The organism is Aurantimonas marianensis, from assembly GCF_024195285.1.
GTDB classification, from domain to species: Bacteria; Pseudomonadota; Alphaproteobacteria; order Rhizobiales; family Rhizobiaceae; genus Aurantimonas; species Aurantimonas marianensis.
This window is the reverse complement of sequence record NZ_JALHBS010000032.1, coordinates 24,552-40,829: the sequence shown is the minus strand read 5'-3', so window position 1 is coordinate 40,829 and position 16,278 is coordinate 24,552. Positions and strand designations below refer to the sequence as shown.

At 65.3% G+C, this 16,278-nt stretch carries 21 protein-coding genes; 5 read left to right on the top strand and 16 right to left on the bottom strand.

Translation table 11 applies throughout. From position 1 onward, the window contains the following. Positions 1–115: 115 nt before the first annotated feature. The 9 genes from grxD to purC all read right to left on the bottom strand — a co-directional run bounded on the left by grxD (position 116) and on the right by purC (position 6,319). Positions 116–463, bottom strand: a complete 348-nt coding sequence (gene grxD, locus MJ956_RS05825) for a Grx4 family monothiol glutaredoxin (RefSeq protein ID WP_253963534.1) — start codon at positions 461–463, stop codon at positions 116–118. Between the two features lie 233 nt (positions 464–696). Next, positions 697–930: a BolA family protein gene (locus tag MJ956_RS05820; RefSeq protein ID WP_253963533.1), complete on the bottom strand. Its 234-nt coding sequence runs from the start codon at positions 928–930 to the stop codon at positions 697–699. 97 nt (positions 931–1,027) lie between these two features. Then, complete coding sequence (gene purL / locus MJ956_RS05815) at positions 1,028–3,253, bottom strand: phosphoribosylformylglycinamidine synthase subunit PurL (RefSeq protein WP_253963532.1); 2,226 nt, start codon at positions 3,251–3,253, stop codon at positions 1,028–1,030. Positions 3,254–3,364: 111 nt separating this feature from the next. Further along, entirely contained in the window at positions 3,365–3,871 is a 507-nt protein-coding gene (locus MJ956_RS05810; RefSeq protein ID WP_253963531.1) for a hypothetical protein, read from the bottom strand. Position 3,872: 1 nt separating this feature from the next. Continuing rightward, complete coding sequence (locus MJ956_RS05805; RefSeq protein ID WP_256477756.1) at positions 3,873–4,265, bottom strand: hypothetical protein; 393 nt, start codon at positions 4,263–4,265, stop codon at positions 3,873–3,875. 20 nt (positions 4,266–4,285) lie between these two features. Beyond that, positions 4,286–4,966, bottom strand: a complete 681-nt coding sequence (purQ, locus tag MJ956_RS05800; RefSeq protein WP_253963529.1) for a phosphoribosylformylglycinamidine synthase subunit PurQ — start codon at positions 4,964–4,966, stop codon at positions 4,286–4,288. After that, positions 4,963–5,220, bottom strand: a complete 258-nt coding sequence (locus tag MJ956_RS05795) for a hypothetical protein (RefSeq protein WP_253963528.1) — start codon at positions 5,218–5,220, stop codon at positions 4,963–4,965. The genes purQ and MJ956_RS05795 overlap by 4 nt, the downstream gene beginning before the upstream one ends. Positions 5,221–5,241: 21 nt before the next feature. After that, positions 5,242–5,484, bottom strand: coding sequence for a phosphoribosylformylglycinamidine synthase subunit PurS (gene purS / locus MJ956_RS05790; protein WP_253963527.1), 243 nt, complete (start codon positions 5,482–5,484; stop codon positions 5,242–5,244). Positions 5,485–5,554: 70 nt separating this feature from the next. Continuing rightward, positions 5,555–6,319, bottom strand: a complete 765-nt coding sequence (gene purC, locus MJ956_RS05785) for a phosphoribosylaminoimidazolesuccinocarboxamide synthase (RefSeq protein ID WP_206454582.1) — start codon at positions 6,317–6,319, stop codon at positions 5,555–5,557. 264 nt (positions 6,320–6,583) lie between these two features. Between purC and MJ956_RS05780 the strand changes: the two genes are divergently transcribed. Both MJ956_RS05780 and MJ956_RS05775 read left to right on the top strand, forming a co-directional pair. Continuing rightward, positions 6,584–6,901: a DUF1476 domain-containing protein gene (locus MJ956_RS05780; RefSeq protein WP_253963526.1), complete on the top strand. Its 318-nt coding sequence runs from the start codon at positions 6,584–6,586 to the stop codon at positions 6,899–6,901. Further along, entirely contained in the window at positions 6,901–7,671 is a 771-nt protein-coding gene (locus MJ956_RS05775) for an HpcH/HpaI aldolase family protein (RefSeq protein WP_253963525.1), read from the top strand. Before MJ956_RS05780 ends, MJ956_RS05775 begins: the two co-directional genes overlap by 1 nt. A 10-nt stretch (positions 7,672–7,681) precedes the next feature. Here MJ956_RS05775 and MJ956_RS05770 read toward each other — a convergent pair whose 3' ends face one another. The 7 genes from MJ956_RS05770 to MJ956_RS05740 form a co-directional block, all read right to left on the bottom strand. Then, complete coding sequence (locus MJ956_RS05770) at positions 7,682–8,242, bottom strand: RBBP9/YdeN family alpha/beta hydrolase (protein WP_253963524.1); 561 nt, start codon at positions 8,240–8,242, stop codon at positions 7,682–7,684. 113 nt (positions 8,243–8,355) lie between these two features. Further along, the gene (locus MJ956_RS05765; RefSeq protein ID WP_253963523.1) at positions 8,356–8,538 is read right to left on the bottom strand and encodes a hypothetical protein; all 183 of its coding nucleotides are present in this window, start codon (positions 8,536–8,538) and stop codon (positions 8,356–8,358) included. A gap of 94 nt (positions 8,539–8,632) precedes the next feature. Beyond that, entirely contained in the window at positions 8,633–9,943 is a 1,311-nt protein-coding gene (purB, locus tag MJ956_RS05760) for an adenylosuccinate lyase (RefSeq protein WP_253963522.1), read from the bottom strand. Positions 9,944–10,034: 91 nt separating this feature from the next. Next, entirely contained in the window at positions 10,035–10,784 is a 750-nt protein-coding gene (locus tag MJ956_RS05755; RefSeq protein WP_253963521.1) for a DUF2259 domain-containing protein, read from the bottom strand. 27 nt (positions 10,785–10,811) lie between these two features. Continuing rightward, positions 10,812–11,138: a hypothetical protein gene (locus MJ956_RS05750; protein ID WP_253963520.1), complete on the bottom strand. Its 327-nt coding sequence runs from the start codon at positions 11,136–11,138 to the stop codon at positions 10,812–10,814. Further along, positions 11,135–12,202 carry a P1 family peptidase gene (locus MJ956_RS05745; RefSeq protein ID WP_253963519.1) on the bottom strand — a complete coding sequence of 356 codons (1,068 nt, stop codon included), beginning with the start codon at positions 12,200–12,202 and terminating at the stop codon, positions 11,135–11,137. The genes MJ956_RS05750 and MJ956_RS05745 overlap by 4 nt, the downstream gene beginning before the upstream one ends. Then, positions 12,195–13,304, bottom strand: a complete 1,110-nt coding sequence (locus MJ956_RS05740; protein ID WP_253963518.1) for an ABC transporter substrate-binding protein — start codon at positions 13,302–13,304, stop codon at positions 12,195–12,197. The genes MJ956_RS05745 and MJ956_RS05740 overlap by 8 nt, the downstream gene beginning before the upstream one ends. Positions 13,305–13,515: 211 nt before the next feature. Here MJ956_RS05740 and MJ956_RS05735 point away from each other — a divergent pair, with 211 nt between their 5' ends. Genes MJ956_RS05735 through MJ956_RS05725 form a run of 3 tightly spaced genes read left to right on the top strand, consistent with a single transcriptional unit; the run spans position 13,516 to position 16,233 of the window. Next, complete coding sequence (locus tag MJ956_RS05735) at positions 13,516–14,022, top strand: flavin reductase (protein ID WP_253963517.1); 507 nt, start codon at positions 13,516–13,518, stop codon at positions 14,020–14,022. 37 nt (positions 14,023–14,059) lie between these two features. Further along, on the top strand, positions 14,060–14,977 hold the full coding sequence (locus tag MJ956_RS05730) for an AAA family ATPase (protein WP_253963516.1): 918 nt from the start codon (positions 14,060–14,062) through the stop codon (positions 14,975–14,977). Continuing rightward, a complete protein-coding gene (locus MJ956_RS05725) occupies positions 14,974–16,233 on the top strand; it encodes a vWA domain-containing protein (RefSeq protein WP_253963515.1) in 1,260 nt (419 codons plus the stop codon). The genes MJ956_RS05730 and MJ956_RS05725 overlap by 4 nt, the downstream gene beginning before the upstream one ends. The last annotated feature ends 45 nt before the right edge of the window (positions 16,234–16,278 follow it).

Below are 16,278 nucleotides of genomic sequence, written 5' to 3'. Positions count from 1 at the left end.
ACTTATCATTTTCAATCGGCTGCGGGCGGAAACGGTCCGTCAACATGGAAGCCCGCGCGCCGAAGCGCACGGGCTATCAGACGTCCGCAAATAGAAGCCGAGCCGGATTTTGGGCTTAGCCGTTCGCAGCGGCCGGTGTGGTCGTCGCCACGCCGTTCTCGCCGAAGAAGGTCTGAAGCTCGCCGGCCTGGAACATCTCGCGGACGATATCGCAGCCGCCGACGAATTCGCCCTTGACGTAGAGCTGGGGAATCGTCGGCCAATCGCCGTAGTCCTTGATGCCTTGACGCAGATCGTCGGACGAAAGGACGTTCACGCCCTTATATTCGACACCCAGATAGTCCAGAATCTGGACGATCTGACCGGAAAACCCGCATTGCGGGAAGGCGGGCGTGCCCTTCATGAAGACGACGACGTCGTTCGTCTTCACCTCATTGGCGATCCATTCGTTGATGGCGGTCATGGGCTGTCATTCCTTCGTCTCGCCGGGTGCAACGCCCGGTGGTTGAAACTGCGTATACATCCGCCCCTACGGTCCGGGAGACCAAAAGCGAAACGGGCGAAGCGAGAGAGCCGTCCGTCAACTTCCAGGCCGCCATACGTGACCGTGCGGATTTTCATCACCTAGATAGCATCGGGCCGATGGGTTTTGAAGGACGAAGCTCCTGCGGCGCTTCCCAAGTCAGGCCGTATGGCCTACTTCGGCGCGCTGGTTTGTAGGGCGAGGGCGTGGAGTTCCCCGCCCATATTGCCCTGCAAGGCCTTGTAGACCATCTGATGCTGCTGCACCCGGGATTTGCCGCGAAAGCTCTCCGAGACGATCTCCGCGGCGTAGTGGTCGCCATCGCCGGCCAGATCGCGGATCGTCACCTCGGCATCGGGAATCTCGCTCTTGATCATCTTCTCGATGTCGCTGGCGTTCATGGGCATGGCGAATCTCCTTGGTCCGGCGTCTGGAATCGCGAACCTTGCTGGATGATAGGGATCGCGCCGGGCGCGATCAATCGGAGTGGGCGTCGTCCCTCGCTCAGGCGGCGGCGGCCGGTTCGATGATCTCGCCCGACATGTAGGACGGGAACCAGGATTCGTGCGCGATCGTCAAAGCCGCGACGGACAGATCGAGCCGGCCGTCGATGACCAACCGGGAGCCGCCAGCGACCCCGAGCCGGCGCACAGGCACGCCAGCTTCACCGGCTTCGGCTTCGATTGGTCCGGCCATGTCAGCGGCGACCGCCACGACATAGCGGGCCTGATCCTCGCCGAAGAGCAGCGCGTGTCCCGCGCCGTCGCCCGCATCGATCCGCGCCCCGCGATCGGAGGCCATGCACATTTCCGCGACCGCGATCGCGAGACCGCCATCCGACAGATCGTGGCAGGTCGCGACGCGGCCGGAGCGGATCAGGCCGCGGACGAAGTCGCCGTTGCGCTTTTCCTCCGCAAGGTCCACCGGCGGCGGCGCACCGGCTTCGCGCCCCTCGATCTCACGCAGATAAATCGTCGCGCCAAGATGGGAGCCGTCCCGGCCGACGAGGAACAGGACGTCGTCCTCCTTCATGCCGCCGACGCGGGCGGTCATGGCGCGGTCATCGATCAGCCCGACGCCGCCGATGGTCGGGGTCGGCAGGATCGCCTCGCCATGGGTCTCGTTGTAGAGCGAGACATTGCCGGAGACGATCGGGAAGGCGAGGGCCTCGCAGGCCGCGCCGATCCCCTCGACCGCCTTGACGAACTGGCCCATCAGCTCCGGCTTTTCCGGGTTGCCGAAATTGAGGTTGTCGGTCGCCGCCAACGGCTCGGCGCCGACGGCGGTCAGGTTGCGCCAGCATTCGGCGACGGCCTGGGCGCCGCCCTGAAACGGGTCGGCCTCGCAATAGCGGGGCGTGACGTCGGAGGAAAAGGCGAGCGCCTTGGTCGGGTGCCCGTCGACGCGAACGACGCCGGCATCGCCGCCGGGGCGCTGCAGCGAGTTGCCCTGGATCAGCGTGTCATATTGCTCGAACACCCAGCGGCGTGAGCACAGGTCCGGCGAGCCGATCAACGTCAGCAACGCCGCGCCATAATTGGCCGGCTCGGCAACGTCCTTGGCATGGATTGCTTGTGCCGGCTTCGGCTCGATCCACGGGCGGTCGTATTCCGGCGCCTCGTCGCCGAGTTCCTTGATCGGCAAATTGCCGACCTCGCGGCCCTCGAACATGATGCGGAAGCGCAGATCGTCGGTGGTGCGCCCGACGATCGCGAAATCGAGCCCCCATTTGACGAAGATCGCCTCGGCCACCTCGCGCTTGTCGGGGCTGAGCACCATCAGCATCCGCTCCTGGCTTTCCGACAGCATCATCTCGTAAGGCGTCATCGCCGCCTCGCGCACCGGCACCTTGTCGAGGTCGAGCTCGATGCCAAGCCCGCCCTTGGCCCCCATCTCGACGGCCGAGCAAGTCAGACCCGCCGCGCCCATGTCCTGGATGGCGATGACGGCGCCGGTCTGCATGAGTTCCAGACACGCCTCGAGCAGGCATTTTTCGGTGAAGGGATCGCCGACCTGCACCGTCGGCCGCTTCTCCTCGATGTTCTCGTCGAATTCGGCCGACGCCATCGTTGCGCCGCCGACGCCGTCACGGCCGGTCTTGGCGCCGAGATAGACGACCGGAAGGCCGACGCCCTTGGCTTCCGACAGGAAGATCGAATCGGTCCGGGCAAGGCCCGCCGCAAAGGCGTTGACCAGGCAATTGCCGTTGTAGCGGGGATGGAAATTGACCTCACCGCCAACCGTCGGCACGCCGAAGGAATTGCCGTAACCGCCGACGCCGGCGACCACCCCGGCGACGAGATGACGGGTCTTGGGGTGGTCTGGCGCGCCGAAGCGGAGCGCGTTCATCGCCGCGATCGGCCGCGCGCCCATGGTGAAGACGTCGCGCAGAATGCCGCCGACGCCGGTCGCCGCGCCTTGATAGGGCTCGATGAAGGAGGGGTGGTTGTGGCTCTCCATCTTGAAGACCACCGCCATGCCGTCGCCGATATCGACGACACCGGCGTTCTCGCCCGGACCCTGGAGGACGCGCGGCCCCTTGGTCGGCAGCGTCCGCAGCCAGCGCTTGGAGGATTTATAGGAACAATGCTCGTTCCACATGGCCGAGAAGATGCCGAGTTCGGTGATCGTCGGCTCGCGGCCGATCAAGGACAGGACGCGCTCGTATTCATCCGGTTTCAGTCCGTGGGCCGCGATCAATTCGGGGGTGATGTCGGTCTCGGCGGTCATGGCATGTCCTGGGCGTTGGTCCGGGCCTTGTCTCGTCGGCCTTATCATCTGCGACGTCAACGAAAAAGCCCGTGTGGAATGCGGTATGGACCCCGATGACGATTGCTGGCGTCAATCGACCCGGGCAGCGACATAGGTGACCGATGCCGAGCGGCAGACACCGGTATCGGCGGCCCGCCGCAGCACGATCGTATCGTCATCCACTTGCGAGATCGGCTCGCCGTAAAGGCGCCGGGCGATCACCACCAGCGACACGTCGTAACCGCCCTTTGCCGCAGGCGAGCGCACGCAAATCCCGTAGCCGCCGGCATCGCCCGTCGGCGCGAAGCTCGTCGCACGTTCGACGGCGCGGCGTCGATAGATCGCGGCGGCGGTGCCGTTCACATAGGCGATCTCGGCCGGACTCAGCTTGCCGTCCGAAAAGGCCGCGGCCGACGGACCGACCCGGTGGGCCATCCTGTCGGGTTCTGCATTCGCAGTGGTCGGGAACGCCGCCGCGATCGTCGCGGGAGGTGACGCCGGGCCGGATGCGGTTCCGTCGGTCGCGGCGCAGGCGGAGAGGCTGCCGGCCAGAAGAAGCGAGGCCCCCAAGGTGCCCGGATAAGGAAACGCGCTCATGTCAGGCCGAGCACGCGTTGCCGCCGGCACGCCAACGGGCGAGGTCGCTATCGATGCGGCTTGCAAGAGCCTCATTCATCAGCGGCCCGTAGACGGCGATGTTCGCCGAGCCGGATTGCGCTTCCACGACCAACAGGGGCCGTGCTTCGGGCTGGCCCCGCGGAACCAACAGGAAGCGTGGTCGGCCGGAGAAGGAGGAGAGTTCCGGCGCGAGGCTGTAGCGGGCAAAGGCCGGATCGCCGGATTTGAACCAGCAACGGTTGGCCGTCAGCGTCAGCCGCTCCAGGCGGTCGAGGCCGGAATCGGCCGTCGCGCCTGATGGGTTCGGGTTCGCGGGACCCACGGCACAGGCGCCGAGTGCGAGCGGGAACATCAGCGCGGCCAAGACGGCCATCCGTCCGAAGAGCGCTTTTCTCACGCGGCGGCGCTCGCGGTCATGCCGAGCGCGCCCTCGAAGATCGCGCGGCCGTCGGTGCCGCCGTGCTCCGGCTCGACGAGGTTTTCCGGGTGCGGCATCATGCCGAGGACGTTGCCGGCGTCGTTGACGATCCCCGCGATGTCGCGGATCGCCCCGTTGGGATTGGTCCCCTCGGCATAGCGGAACACGACCCGGTTTTCGCCCTCGAGACGCGCCAGCGTGATCGCGTCGGCAAAGTAATTGCCGTCATGATGGGCGACCGGACAGCGGATCACCTGGCCCTGGCGATAATTGGCGGTAAAGCGCGTCGCGGCGTTCACGACTTCCAGCTTCACGTCCCGGCAGACGAAGCGCAGCGAATTGTTGCGCATCAGGGCGCCAGGCAAGAGCCCTGCTTCGCACAGAATCTGGAAGCCATTGCAGACGCCGAGGACCGGAACGCCTTTGGCCGCCACCTCGGCGACGACGCGCATCACCGGAGCGCGCGCGGCGATTGCACCGCAGCGCAGATAATCGCCGAAGGAGAACCCGCCGGGGACGACGACCAGGTCGACATCGGGGAGCGTCGTCTCGGTCTGCCAGACCGTGAGCGGCGCCTTGCCGGTGATTGCGGTCAGCGCCGCGATCATGTCGCGGTCGCGATTGAGGCCGGGGAGGAGAATGACGGCAGTGTTCATGGATTATGGTCGAATGGGCGCTGGGGTTCGGCCATCTCGCGCAACTCCAGACGCCGCCCGATCCGTTCGAGACGCTCGTCGTGGCGGCCGAGCATGCCATACATATTGTGAATGTCCGTCTGCATGGACAGAAAGTGACCGCGTATCGAAATCAACTCCTGCTTCACTTCCGAAAGCCCGTGGTCGAGCTTGTCGAACCGCTCGTGAAAGCGTTTCATCAGCTCGTATACCAACTCGTTCGTGACCTCTGCCATCGCCTCGCTCCGGAGAAACCTTTACGCGATCTCGACAGTGTAGTTCTCGATCACGGTATTGGCGAGGAGCTTGTCGCACATCTCTGTCAGCTGCGCGCGCGCTGTCGCCTCGTCGCTGGCGTCGACTTCGATGTCGAAGACCTTGCCCTGCCGGACCGCGCCGACGCCGGCAAAGCCGAGATGGCCGAGCGCGCCCTGTATGGCCTTCCCCTGCGGGTCGAGGACGCCGGTCTTGAGAGTGACGACGATGCGAGCCTTGATCACGATATCCGCCTGTCCCTGGAATAAACGAGCTTGAGTGCCGGTGCCGGCTGCTTGGAGGCTCTGCGCCGCCTTACTTGACCAACACCGGCCCGGAGGGGCGGGGCGGCTCGTTTTCGTTCATGATCCCGAGCCGGCGGGCGACCTCCTGATAGGCCTCGACGAGACCGCCCATGTCCTGACGGAAGCGGTCCTTGTCGAGCTTGTCCTGGGTCTGCACGTCCCACAGCCGGCAGGAATCGGGGGAGATCTCGTCGGCGACGATGATCCGCATCATGTCGCCCTCGAACAGCCGGCCGGTCTCGATCTTGAAGTCGACGAGCTGGATGCCGACGCCGAGGAACAGTCCGGACAGGAAATCATTGACCCGGATCGCCAGGGCCATGATGTCGTCGATCTCCTGCGGGCTCGCCCAGCCGAAGGCGGTGATGTGCTCTTCGGAAACGATCGGATCGTCGAGTGCGTCGGCCTTGTAATAGAACTCGATGATCGAGCGGGGCAACACAGTGCCCTCCTCGATGCCGAGGCGCTTGGCGAGCGAGCCGGCGGCAATGTTGCGCACCACCACCTCGAGCGGGATGATCTCGACCTCCTTGATCAGCTGCTCGCGCATGTTGAGCCGGCGGATGAAGTGGGTCGGGATCCCCATCTTGTTCAGATGGGAAAAAATGTATTCCGAGATGCGGTTGTTGAGAACGCCCTTGCCATCGACGATCTCGTGCTTCTTCTTGTTGAACGCGGTGGCGTCGTCCTTGAAGAACTGAACCAGGGTGCCAGGCTCGGGGCCCTCATAGAGGATCTTGCCCTTGCCTTCGTAGATACGGCGGCGACGTGTCATCATGGAACTCTATCGTGATGGGTGCACCGGCCCTGGCCACGGTGCGAAGACGGCTGACGATGGTGCGGCTGAATAGACCAAACGGCCCGCCTTCACAATCGTTTCGGCAATAGCTCTGGGGCAAGTCGTGCCGCAATGGCGGCAAATCAAGGCCTGATCATGGAGCTTCAAGCGAAATGACGCTTCAAAATCACCGCGCGGGACCGTATGTCAGATGAAAGGCCAATCGATCGGCCGGCCGATTCCAGTCAAGGAGGAACGTTTATGTCCCTGAACGATCGCGAGCGCGATTTCGAGTCCCGCTATGCCCACGACCAGGAACTGCGGTTCCGGATCGAGGCGCGCCGCAACAAGCTGATCGGCCTCTGGGCCGCCGAGAAGCTCGGCAAGAGCGGCGAGGAGGCGAACGCCTACGCGCAGGAGGTCATCAAGGTCGATTTCCTGCTGCCCGGCGATGACGATGTGGTCCACAAGATTCGCGACGACTTTGTCGCCGCCGGTGTCGAACAGTCCGAACATCAGATCCGTAAGCAGTTGGCGGAATTCCTGGCGGAAGCCGAAACCCAGATTCGCAGCGCCTGATGGCGCTCCCCAGACTGCGCGACCTACTGGGCGAAGGCGGCTTCGTCGTCTCCGCTTGGCTTGGCCTGACCGATCCCGTCGTGCATGAGGCGTTTCTGCGCGCCGATTTCGACGCCGTGACCTTCGACGTCCAGCACGGTTTACATGATACGGCCAGCCTGCGTGCCGGTATCGAACGCGCGGTTCTGCTTGGCAAGCCCGCGCTGGTGCGCTTGCCGATCGAGGACCGGGCGCTTGCGGCGCGGGTTCTCGATTTCGGTGCCTCGGCCGTGATGATGCCGATGATCGAAACCGCCGACGACGCCGCCGCCTTCGTGGCCGTGGCGAAATATCCCCCGCTCGGTCAGCGGTCTTATGGTCCCACGCGTGCCGGCGAACTGCATGGTTATGCCGATCGCGCCGACTACGTCTCCGACGCCCGCAAGGAGGCGCTGGCCTTTGCCATGATCGAAACCGGTGCGGCGGTCGACAATCTCGATGCGATCCTGGCGGTCGAGGGCCTCGACGGCGTCTTCGTCGGCCCCTCCGATCTGTCGATCGCCTTGTCAGGGGATGGGACGCTCGAGCCGCGCGGCTCGAAGGCCGAGGGGGCGATCAAGCGGATTGCCGCGGCGACCGCGGCGGCGGGCAAGATCGCCACGATCTACGCCGCAACGCCAGAGGACGCCAAGCGCTATCGCCAGTATGGCTATCGGATGGTGTGTGTCGGGTCGGACCAGGGCATGGTCGTGGCAGGCGCGCGGGCGCTCGCTGAGGGCGTTCGCGGCTGAACGGGGCCGGTCAGGCCGGCACGGTCAGGCGGGACATGAACTTGCCGAAGGTCAGCAGGCCTTCCGGCCAGGGGCCATGGCCGCTCTCGGCGTTCAGATGGCCGGCCTCGCCGGCATCGATGAACAGCGATCCCCAGGCGCCGGCGATGTCCTCGGCGGCCTCGAAGGACGAGAAAATGTCGTTGCGGCTGGCGACGACGACGCTGGGAAACGGCAGCGGGTCGCGCGGATAGGGTCCGAAGGTGCGCAGGTGTCTCGGGCGGATTGCATCGTTCTCCACCTGGGGAGGCGCGACGAAGAACGCGCCGGACACCGGCCGCTCAAAACGCGGGATCGCCTGCACGGCGGCGGCGACGCCGAGCGAATGGGCGACCAGGACGACCGGCCGGGCGGAGGTGTTCACGGCATCCGCCACCGCGGCCATCCAGTCGTCGCGGACGGGCTTCGTCCATTCGGCCTGCGGCACACGCCGCGCCGTCGAAAGCCTTCGCTCCCAACGGGTCTGCCAGTGGTCGTCGGGAGAGCCCTTGTAACCGGGCAGGATGAGGATATCGGCTTCGGCAACGCGCATGAGCCGGACATGCGAATACGGGCCGCGCAAGTCAAGCCGTCAGAGCACCGGATTTCGATCCTGGCAACCTGTCATCTGTAAGAACAGGTGAAGGTCGAGCCCTTGTCTCGTCGCTAGGTGGCCGGCTCCTCGGCGGTCGTCGCCGGGGACAGTTCGTCCTCGGTCAATGTCGCTCGATCCGGCGTCGTGGTGAAGAAGAAGAAATAGACGAGAAACGCCAGCGCGACTACGGCGATCGCGATCCAGATCATGTGCTTGCGGCCGTAGGTTGCGGAGCGATCCGACGCGTGCGGCATATCGATGTCCTTCGTTCCCGCGCCCCTCCGACTCCAGCTCGTATCGGTCGGACCAGGCGCTATGGTGCGGCGACAATCGAAGAAGGTGCGGGGCTCAGCCGGCGCGGCCGAAAACCCGCTCGAAGATCGTGCCGACATGCTTGGTATGATAGCCGAGATCGAATTTTTCGCGAATCTCGGCCTCCGACAAGGCCGCCATGACCTCCTTGTCAGCGAGGAGCTCAGTCAGAAAGTCCTTGTCCTCTTCCCACACGCGCATCGCATTGCGCTGCACCAGCTTGTAGGAATCCTCGCGGGAAACGCCGGCCTGCGTGAGCGCCAGCAGCACTCGCTGCGAATGGACGAGGCCTTTGAACTTGTTGAGGTTGGCCAGCATCCGCTCGGGATAGACCAGCAGCTTGTCGACGACGCCGGTGAGGCGCGCGAGCGCGAAGTCGAGCGTCACCGTGGCGTCCGGTCCGATCATCCGTTCGACCGAGGAATGGGAAATGTCGCGCTCGTGCCAGAGCGCGACGTTCTCCATCGCCGGCAGGGCATAGGAGCGGACCATGCGGGCAAGACCCGTGAGATTTTCCGTCAGAACCGGATTGCGCTTGTGGGGCATCGCCGACGAGCCCTTCTGGCCCGGCGAGAAATATTCCTCCGCTTCCAGCACTTCGGTGCGCTGCAGATGGCGGATTTCGGTGGCGAGGCGCTCGACCGACGACGCGATGACGCCGAGCGTGGCGAAGAACATCGCGTGCCGGTCGCGCGGGACGACCTGCGTCGAGACCGGCTCCGGGGCCAGTCCCATGGCCGTGGCGACGTGCTCCTCGACGCGCGGATCGATGTTCGCAAAAGTGCCGACAGCGCCGGAAATCGCGCAAGTGGCGATTTCGGCCCGGGCCGCGACGAGGCGCTCGCGGCAGCGCTGGAACTCGGCATAGGCGAGAGCGAGCTTGACGCCGAAGGTGGTCGGCTCGGCATGGATGCCGTGGGAGCGCCCGATCGTGACCGTGTCACGGTGCTCGAAGGCGCGGCGTTCGAGCGCGGCGAGCAGCCCGTCGAGATCGGCCAGGAGCAGGTCGGAGGCCTTGGTCAGCTGCACGTTGAAGCAGGTGTCGAGGACGTCCGAGGAGGTCATGCCCTGGTGGACGAAGCGGGCGTCCGGGCCGACAATTTCCGCAAGATGCGTCAGGAAGGCGATGACGTCGTGCTTCGTCTCACGCTCGATCGCGTCGATCCGCTCGACGTCGAACGTCGCGGCATTGCCCTTTTCCCAGATCGTCTTCGCCGCGCTCGCGGGGATGACCCCAAGCTCGGCGAGGGCGTCGCAGGCATGGGCCTCGATCTCGAACCAGATCCGGTACTTCGTCTCCTGCGACCAGACGTCGACCATCTCGGGGCGGGAATAGCGCGGGATCATGGCGGAGGTCTTTCAGCTAGACGATGGGAGGAACGGCTGCCGTCTAACAGAGCCGACGCCGCGCCTCAACGCTTGCCGAAGCGATCGCTCATCAGTCCATCGGCAGCGGATTGGCGATGTAGCGCAGGTCCGGTCCCTCGAAGCCGACGGATTTGACCCCGATGATCGCCACCGACGAAAACCCACCGGTCGGCCGCTCATAGACGCGGATTTCGGACAGGGAATAGTCGAGCGGGCAACCCCGGCTCTCCGGAATTGCGGTGTCCTCGTGAATCAGCACGGCCGAATCCCCAGGCTCGGTGGCAATGCGCACCAGCCGAAAGCCGTAGGACGTGCCGAATGCGTCGCAGGTTTCGCCGCCGCCAAGCGGGATTGGCTCCAGCCGCAGCTCGACGGGCTTGTCCGGCGTCGGCTCGATGGGACGGGGCAGGAAGCGGGCGCGGTACGGGTCGGCCGACAATTCGGTCGGTGGATTGGCGACGACGAGCGAGCCGGGATGCGCCTCCGGATCGTAGGCTGTGAACAGCGGCTGGGCTGCCTCGCGAGCCTGCTCTCTGGCATCCGCGACCCCGGCGCCGTCTTCCTCGATCCGGATGCGGACGGGGGAGGGTGGCAAAAAGCGGTCCTCGGCGAGATCGAGGAAGAAAATCTCGGCATAGGGAAAGCCGGACCCATCCTGGATGCCGTGCTGCCCGAAGGCATAGACTCCGCCGTCCTCGGAAAAACCGAGCGGTTCGAACGTCGCGACCTCACCAGCCGATGCACGAAGGGGCGAGGCCAATAGGGCTAACGCGAGAACCGTGGGGCGAGCGGCTACATGGGGGCGCAGTCGTTTGCTCATATGTGGTGCCTTCGCGCTCGGCTTCGCTCAGCTCTTCCCGTCGGAAATCCGGCGGCAGTCGAAATTGTCGCCGCTGGCGGAGGAAAACCAACCCATGCTGTCACCGATGAACCCGGACAGCGTTATGAAATAATCGTCGGCGAACAGGAGCGTGTACGAGCCGTCGCTGCCCTCCTGAACTTCTTCGATAGCAAGATCGTCCGACCCGTTGTTGTAAGTGGTCGGAGTGAAGGTGAAGATCGCCACCTCGCAGTCCCAGCTGCCGATAAACGGTAGTTCCTCAGCCTCCGCGCTCGTCAAGGGTACGTATGCCGAGATGGCGATAGCCAGAAGCATGCCTCCGATCGACTTCATTGCCGTGTTCCATTCTTGCTTGCGCCGGACTGCGCCAGACCATGACTATCGCGATCCGACCACGATGTCTGCTGGTCGTTTGCCGCGGGCGTAGCCGCGTAAACACCGCGGGCGACGGCGCGGGCCATGGTCGCGGATACCGCCGCGGCCAGTTCGAGGCGCTGCAACGAATCAGGACTTATTCCGCTGCCGCCGGTCGCCAGCGCGAAGACGAGATCGCCGTCATAGTCGGTATGCGACGGCCAGATCGCCTTGGCGTAACCGTCCTGGCCGGCGATCGCGAGCCGCTTGGCGGCGGCCTTGTCGAGCACGGCGTCGGTCGCGACGATTCCGATGGTTGTGTTGGCGCCGACACGCGCGTCAAGCTTGGTTCGCGGGGCGGTTGCGTCGCCTGGCAAGGGATGCGGCAGGCCGAAACCGCCGAACTCGCCCTCCAGTTCGAATGGCGCGGCCCAGAAATGGCGACTCGCGCCGATCGTCGCCGACCCGACGGCATTGACAGCGACGAGCGCGGCAACCGTCGTGCCGTTCGAAAGCACGGTCGAGGCGGAGCCGATGCCGCCCTTCGCCGTCGCCGTGGTGCAACCGATGCCGGCCCCGGCCGTGCCGATCGCGAAATCAGCCGTCGCCGAACGTGCCGCGGTATAGCCGAACTCGCGATAGGGCGGATAACGGCCCCAGTCCTTGGCCCCGCCATTGGCGAGGTCGAACAGGATCGCGGCCGGCACGATCGGCACGCGCACATCGCCGACGGCAAAGCCGCGGCCCCACTCCGCGAGCCATGCCTGGACGCCGGACGCGGCGTCGAGCCCGAAGGCAGAGCCGCCCGACAGCACCAGCGCGTCGACCACGGCGACCGTGTTCTCCGGCGCCAGCAAATCGGTCTCGCGGGTTCCCGGCGCGCCGCCCAGGACCGCCACGGAGGCGGTCGCCGGCGCATCGAGCACGACGACCGTCGTACCGCTTTTCAGTCGTTCCTCGCCGGCATGTCCGATCCTGATTCCGGCGATGTCGCTGAGAAGATTTCGAGGGCCGGCCCGCCAGGCGCTGGTGTATTCAGCCACCGGTCTCTCCGACAAAGCCGTTATCGCGCCACTCGAAGACACGGTAAAGGTCGAGGTCGGAATCACCCTTGGCATTGAAGCGGACCGCCCCGAGCGCCGTCGGGAAGGTCTCGCTGCCGAGAATGTCGGGGATCGGTCGGTCGGTCTTCCGGCTTTGGCCGGCAGCGGCGACCGCGATCTGTGTCGCGGCGAAAGCCGGGCCGAAATAGCCTTGCGGCCCGGCCATCGGGCCTTCGTCCGGGGAACCGACCTGAAGTTCAGGGAAATGGGTTCGCGGTGCGACCGCGACGACACCGTCCGGCAGCGGAACGTCGACGTTGGCCTCGTCGAAAAGTGCTTCGCCGCCGACAATGTCGAGGGCAAGCCCGATCTCGGCCGCGTCGCGGGCGATGATCGCGATGTCCGGCCGATCGCCGGCAATGAAAAATCGCGTGACGCCGGTGCGCTCCAGGCGCCTTACGAGGCCGAACTGCTTTTCTTCCGCCGGCCGGTAATTGTCGATCGTCTGTGGCTTCATGCCCTGTTCGGCGAGGAGCCGGCGGACCGAGTCGGACAAGGCCCGCGCGGCGATCGAGCCGTCCTCGAGAAGGCCGAAAGGCTCCGCCTTCCAACGTCGCGCCAGATAGTTCGCGGCGGCGGCGGCCTCCTCGTCGGAACGCGGCGCGACGCGCCAGATGAGAAAGCCCGTCCGCTCGCGTCGGTCGGTAAGACGGTTGGCTCGCACGCCCACGTCTAGGGTCGGGATAGCCGCTTCCGCGAGGATCGGGAGCGCCGCCTCGATGGCATCGGCGCACAGAAAGCCGACGACGATAGAGACATTCATGGCGACGAAGCTTTCGGCCGCCTGCTTGCCGCCATCGGCGGAACATTTGGTGTCGGCCTCCACGACCGCAACGCTCAGGTCATCGCCGAGTTTTTCAGCCGCGGTACGCGCGCCGGCGGCAAGCTGCCGGCCAAGTATGCCGACGCTGTCGGAGAGCGGGGCTGCGATGCCGAGCGTGATCGGCTCGTCCGTATCCTGGGCCTGTGCCGGCAAAAGCGTCAATGCCATCAGGCCGAAGGCGGCGGAAACTTGAAGCTGGGTGCGAAAGAGACGCGTCATGTCCGCGAGTCTAGTCGACCGCCCGGACCTTGACGAGACGGAATCGGTGCATCTTCGCGACGGTGTCGCGATGCCGACCCGCGCCGGCACGGATTGGCCCGGGAAGGCCGGTTTCGACAGGACCCGCGATGGATTGCGACAGGACCCCCGTGCGAATCCGCTGTCCACGCCCTATGTTTGACGCAAACAGCTCGGGATCCGGGCGCAATGAATGGAAGTTGATTTGCTGACGACATCGACGATCGACCGCGACAGCTTTCGCGACGCGATGAGCCGGTTCGCTTCGGCGGTTCACCTGGTGACGACTGACGGGCCGGCGGGGCGCCGGGGCCTGACGGTCTCGTCCGCCTGCTCGGTGTCCGACGAACCGGCGACACTACTGGTCTGCCTGAACACGTCGAGCCCCGCCAATGATCGGTTTGAGCGAAACGGCAATTTCGCCATCAGTCTGCTCGCCGAAGACAGCGAGGCGATCGCTCGCGCCTTTGCCGGCGAAGGGCAGCTCGAGCCGGAGGCGCGCTTCGCCAAGGGCGAATGGGACGTGCTGCAGACCGGCGCGCCTTTGCTGGTCGGCTCGCTCGCGGGGTTCGACTGCCGTATCCTGGAAGCCAAGATCGTCGCCACGCATCGTGTGCTGATCGGTGAGGTCGTGGCGATCCGCACGGGATCGAAATCACCGTCGCTTGTCTATCTCGACCGGACCTATCGCAGCCTCTAGGCTACAGGCACCGCAGCGTTTCAGGGAAGGGGTGTCCGTGACATCGAAACTGCCGGCATCGATCGACGAGACCGAAGCGCTGCTCGAAGGACAGAACTACCTGGCTGACCGGTCGCTCGCGACCGTCCTGTTTCTGTCGCTGAAGATGGGGCGGCCGCTGTTTCTGGAAGGCGAGGCCGGCGTCGGCAAGACCGAGATCGCCAAGGTGCTGGCCGCGGCGCTGGGTCGGCCGCTGATTCGGCTCCAGTGCTACGAGGGGCTCGATATCTCCTCGGCGCTCTACGAATGGAACTACGCCGCGCAGATGATCGAGATCCGGCTGCGCGAGGCCTCCGGCGACACGTCCAAAGACGCCATGCGCTCGGATATCTTTTCGGAGCGCTTCCTGATCCGCCGACCGATTCTGCAGGCGCTGGAAGGCGAGCCCGGATATGCGCCGGTGCTCCTGATCGACGAACTCGACCGCACCGACGAAGCCTTCGAGGCGTTCTTGCTGGAGATACTCTCCGACAACCAGGTCACCATCCCGGAACTCGGGACCATTCGGGCCGCCGAGCCGCCGATCGTCATCATCACGACCAACCGTACCCGGGAAATCCATGACGCGTTGAAGCGGCGCTGCCTTTATCATTGGGTGGACTATCCCGCCGCCGACCGCGAACTTCAGATCGTGCGCCGCAAGGCGCCGAACGCCAATGCCGAGCTGGCGGCCGAACTCGTTGCCTTCGTACAGCGGCTGCGCCAGATTGACCTCTTCAAGGCGCCGGGTGTCGCCGAGACCATCGACTGGGCGAACGCCCTGACCGAACTCAACGCTGTCGCTCTCGACCCCGCGCATGTCTCCGATACGCTGGGGGTTTTATTGAAATATCAGGACGATATTCAGCGCATGGAGCGGGGTGAGAGCCGCGAGATCCTCGCCGAGGTGAAGCGCGACCTGGCCAGGGCATCATGAACGCCGCCGCCGATATGCCGTATACGGCGGCCGATCCGGACGGCAAGCTCGCCGACAACATTGCCTATTTCGCTCGCGCGTTGCGTAAGGCAGGGCTGAAAATTGGCCCCTCGGCGACGCTCGACGCGATCGCGGCGGTCAAGGCGGCCGGGCTGAGCAGTCGCGACGATTTCTACTGGACATTGCATGCGGTGCTGATTACCCGCCACGAGGACGATGCCGTCTTCGCGGAGGCCTTCCGGCTGTTCTGGCGTTCGCGCGAGTTGATCGAGAAGATGATCGCCATGTTCTCGCCCAAGGCCCCGCCGCGCCAATCCGATTCGCAGAAGAAGCGGGCCGGCGAGGACCGTGCCGCCGAAGCGATGTTCGAGGGAGCTGGCGACCGGATCACCAAGCAGGAAAGACCGGAGGTCGAGATCGACGCCAGTCTGACGGTCTCGGGCAACGAGGTGTTGCGCCAGAAGGATTTCGCCCAGATGTCGGCGCGCGAGATCGAGGACGCCAAGCAGGCCATCGCCGCGTTGCGGCTGCCGGCGGACTGGATCGCGACCCGCCGGTTTCGCTCCGATCCGCGCGGCGATCGAATCGACCCGAGAGCGATGATGCGAGCCTCGATGCGGACCGGCGGCGATCTCGTTTTGCCGAAATTCCGTTCGCGCCGCGAGATTCACCCGCCGCTGGTCGTCCTCGCCGACATCTCCGGCTCGATGAGCCAGTACACCCGAGTCTTTCTGCACTTCATCCATGCCCTGACCGAGCAGCGGCGCCGGGTGCATACGTTTTTGTTCGGCACGCGGTTGACCAACGTCACTCGGCAGATGCGCCACAAGGACCCCGACGAGGCGCTCACCGACTGCGCCGGCGCGGTGAAGGACTGGTCCGGTGGGACCCGCATCGGCGAATCCTTGGCGCGCTTCAACCTGACCTGGTCGCGCCGGGTGCTGACCCAGGGCGCGGTGGTGATCCTGATCACCGACGGGCTGGAGCGCGATTCCGTTGACGAACTCTCGAAACAGATGGAGCGGCTGCATAAATCCTGCAGACGGCTGATCTGGCTGAACCCGCTGTTGCGTTTTGACGGATTTTCCGCGCGCGCCAAGGGCGTTCGGGCCATGCTGCCGCATGTGGACGAGTTCCGCTCGGTGCATTCGCTGGAGGCGATGAGCGCGCTCTGCGAGGCGCTCTCGGGCGGCGGGGGCCGGGAGACCGAGCCGCGCTGGTGGATGGAGGCCGCCGATCGCGCAATCGCGGCGTAGCGCGGCGTTGATTGGATGGTACAGGGCTGCGGCGTCGTACGCCGC

Bases quoted from the DNA above. Each gene is read 5' to 3' on its own strand.
- grxD (WP_253963534.1), bottom strand. From the start codon at position 463: ATGACCGCCATCAACGAATGGATCGCCAATGAGGTGAAGACGAACGAC.
- MJ956_RS05820 (WP_253963533.1), bottom strand. From the start codon at position 930: ATGCCCATGAACGCCAGCGACATCGAGAAGATGATCAAGAGCGAGATT.
- purL (WP_253963532.1), bottom strand. From the start codon at position 3,253: ATGACCGCCGAGACCGACATCACCCCCGAATTGATCGCGGCCCACGGA.
- MJ956_RS05810 (WP_253963531.1), bottom strand. From the start codon at position 3,871: ATGAGCGCGTTTCCTTATCCGGGCACCTTGGGGGCCTCGCTTCTTCTG.
- MJ956_RS05805 (WP_256477756.1), bottom strand. From the start codon at position 4,265: ATGGCCGTCTTGGCCGCGCTGATGTTCCCGCTCGCACTCGGCGCCTGT.
- purQ (WP_253963529.1), bottom strand. From the start codon at position 4,966: ATGAACACTGCCGTCATTCTCCTCCCCGGCCTCAATCGCGACCGCGAC.
- MJ956_RS05795 (WP_253963528.1), bottom strand. From the start codon at position 5,220: ATGGCAGAGGTCACGAACGAGTTGGTATACGAGCTGATGAAACGCTTT.
- purC (WP_206454582.1), bottom strand. From the start codon at position 6,319: ATGACACGTCGCCGCCGTATCTACGAAGGCAAGGGCAAGATCCTCTAT.
- MJ956_RS05780 (WP_253963526.1), top strand. From the start codon at position 6,584: ATGTCCCTGAACGATCGCGAGCGCGATTTCGAGTCCCGCTATGCCCAC.
- MJ956_RS05775 (WP_253963525.1), top strand. From the start codon at position 6,901: ATGGCGCTCCCCAGACTGCGCGACCTACTGGGCGAAGGCGGCTTCGTC.
- MJ956_RS05770 (WP_253963524.1), bottom strand. From the start codon at position 8,242: ATGCGCGTTGCCGAAGCCGATATCCTCATCCTGCCCGGTTACAAGGGC.
- MJ956_RS05765 (WP_253963523.1), bottom strand. From the start codon at position 8,538: ATGCCGCACGCGTCGGATCGCTCCGCAACCTACGGCCGCAAGCACATG.
- purB (WP_253963522.1), bottom strand. From the start codon at position 9,943: ATGATCCCGCGCTATTCCCGCCCCGAGATGGTCGACGTCTGGTCGCAG.
- MJ956_RS05755 (WP_253963521.1), bottom strand. From the start codon at position 10,784: ATGAGCAAACGACTGCGCCCCCATGTAGCCGCTCGCCCCACGGTTCTC.
- MJ956_RS05750 (WP_253963520.1), bottom strand. From the start codon at position 11,138: ATGAAGTCGATCGGAGGCATGCTTCTGGCTATCGCCATCTCGGCATAC.
- MJ956_RS05740 (WP_253963518.1), bottom strand. From the start codon at position 13,304: ATGACGCGTCTCTTTCGCACCCAGCTTCAAGTTTCCGCCGCCTTCGGC.
- MJ956_RS05735 (WP_253963517.1), top strand. From the start codon at position 13,516: ATGGAAGTTGATTTGCTGACGACATCGACGATCGACCGCGACAGCTTT.
- MJ956_RS05725 (WP_253963515.1), top strand. From the start codon at position 14,974: ATGAACGCCGCCGCCGATATGCCGTATACGGCGGCCGATCCGGACGGC.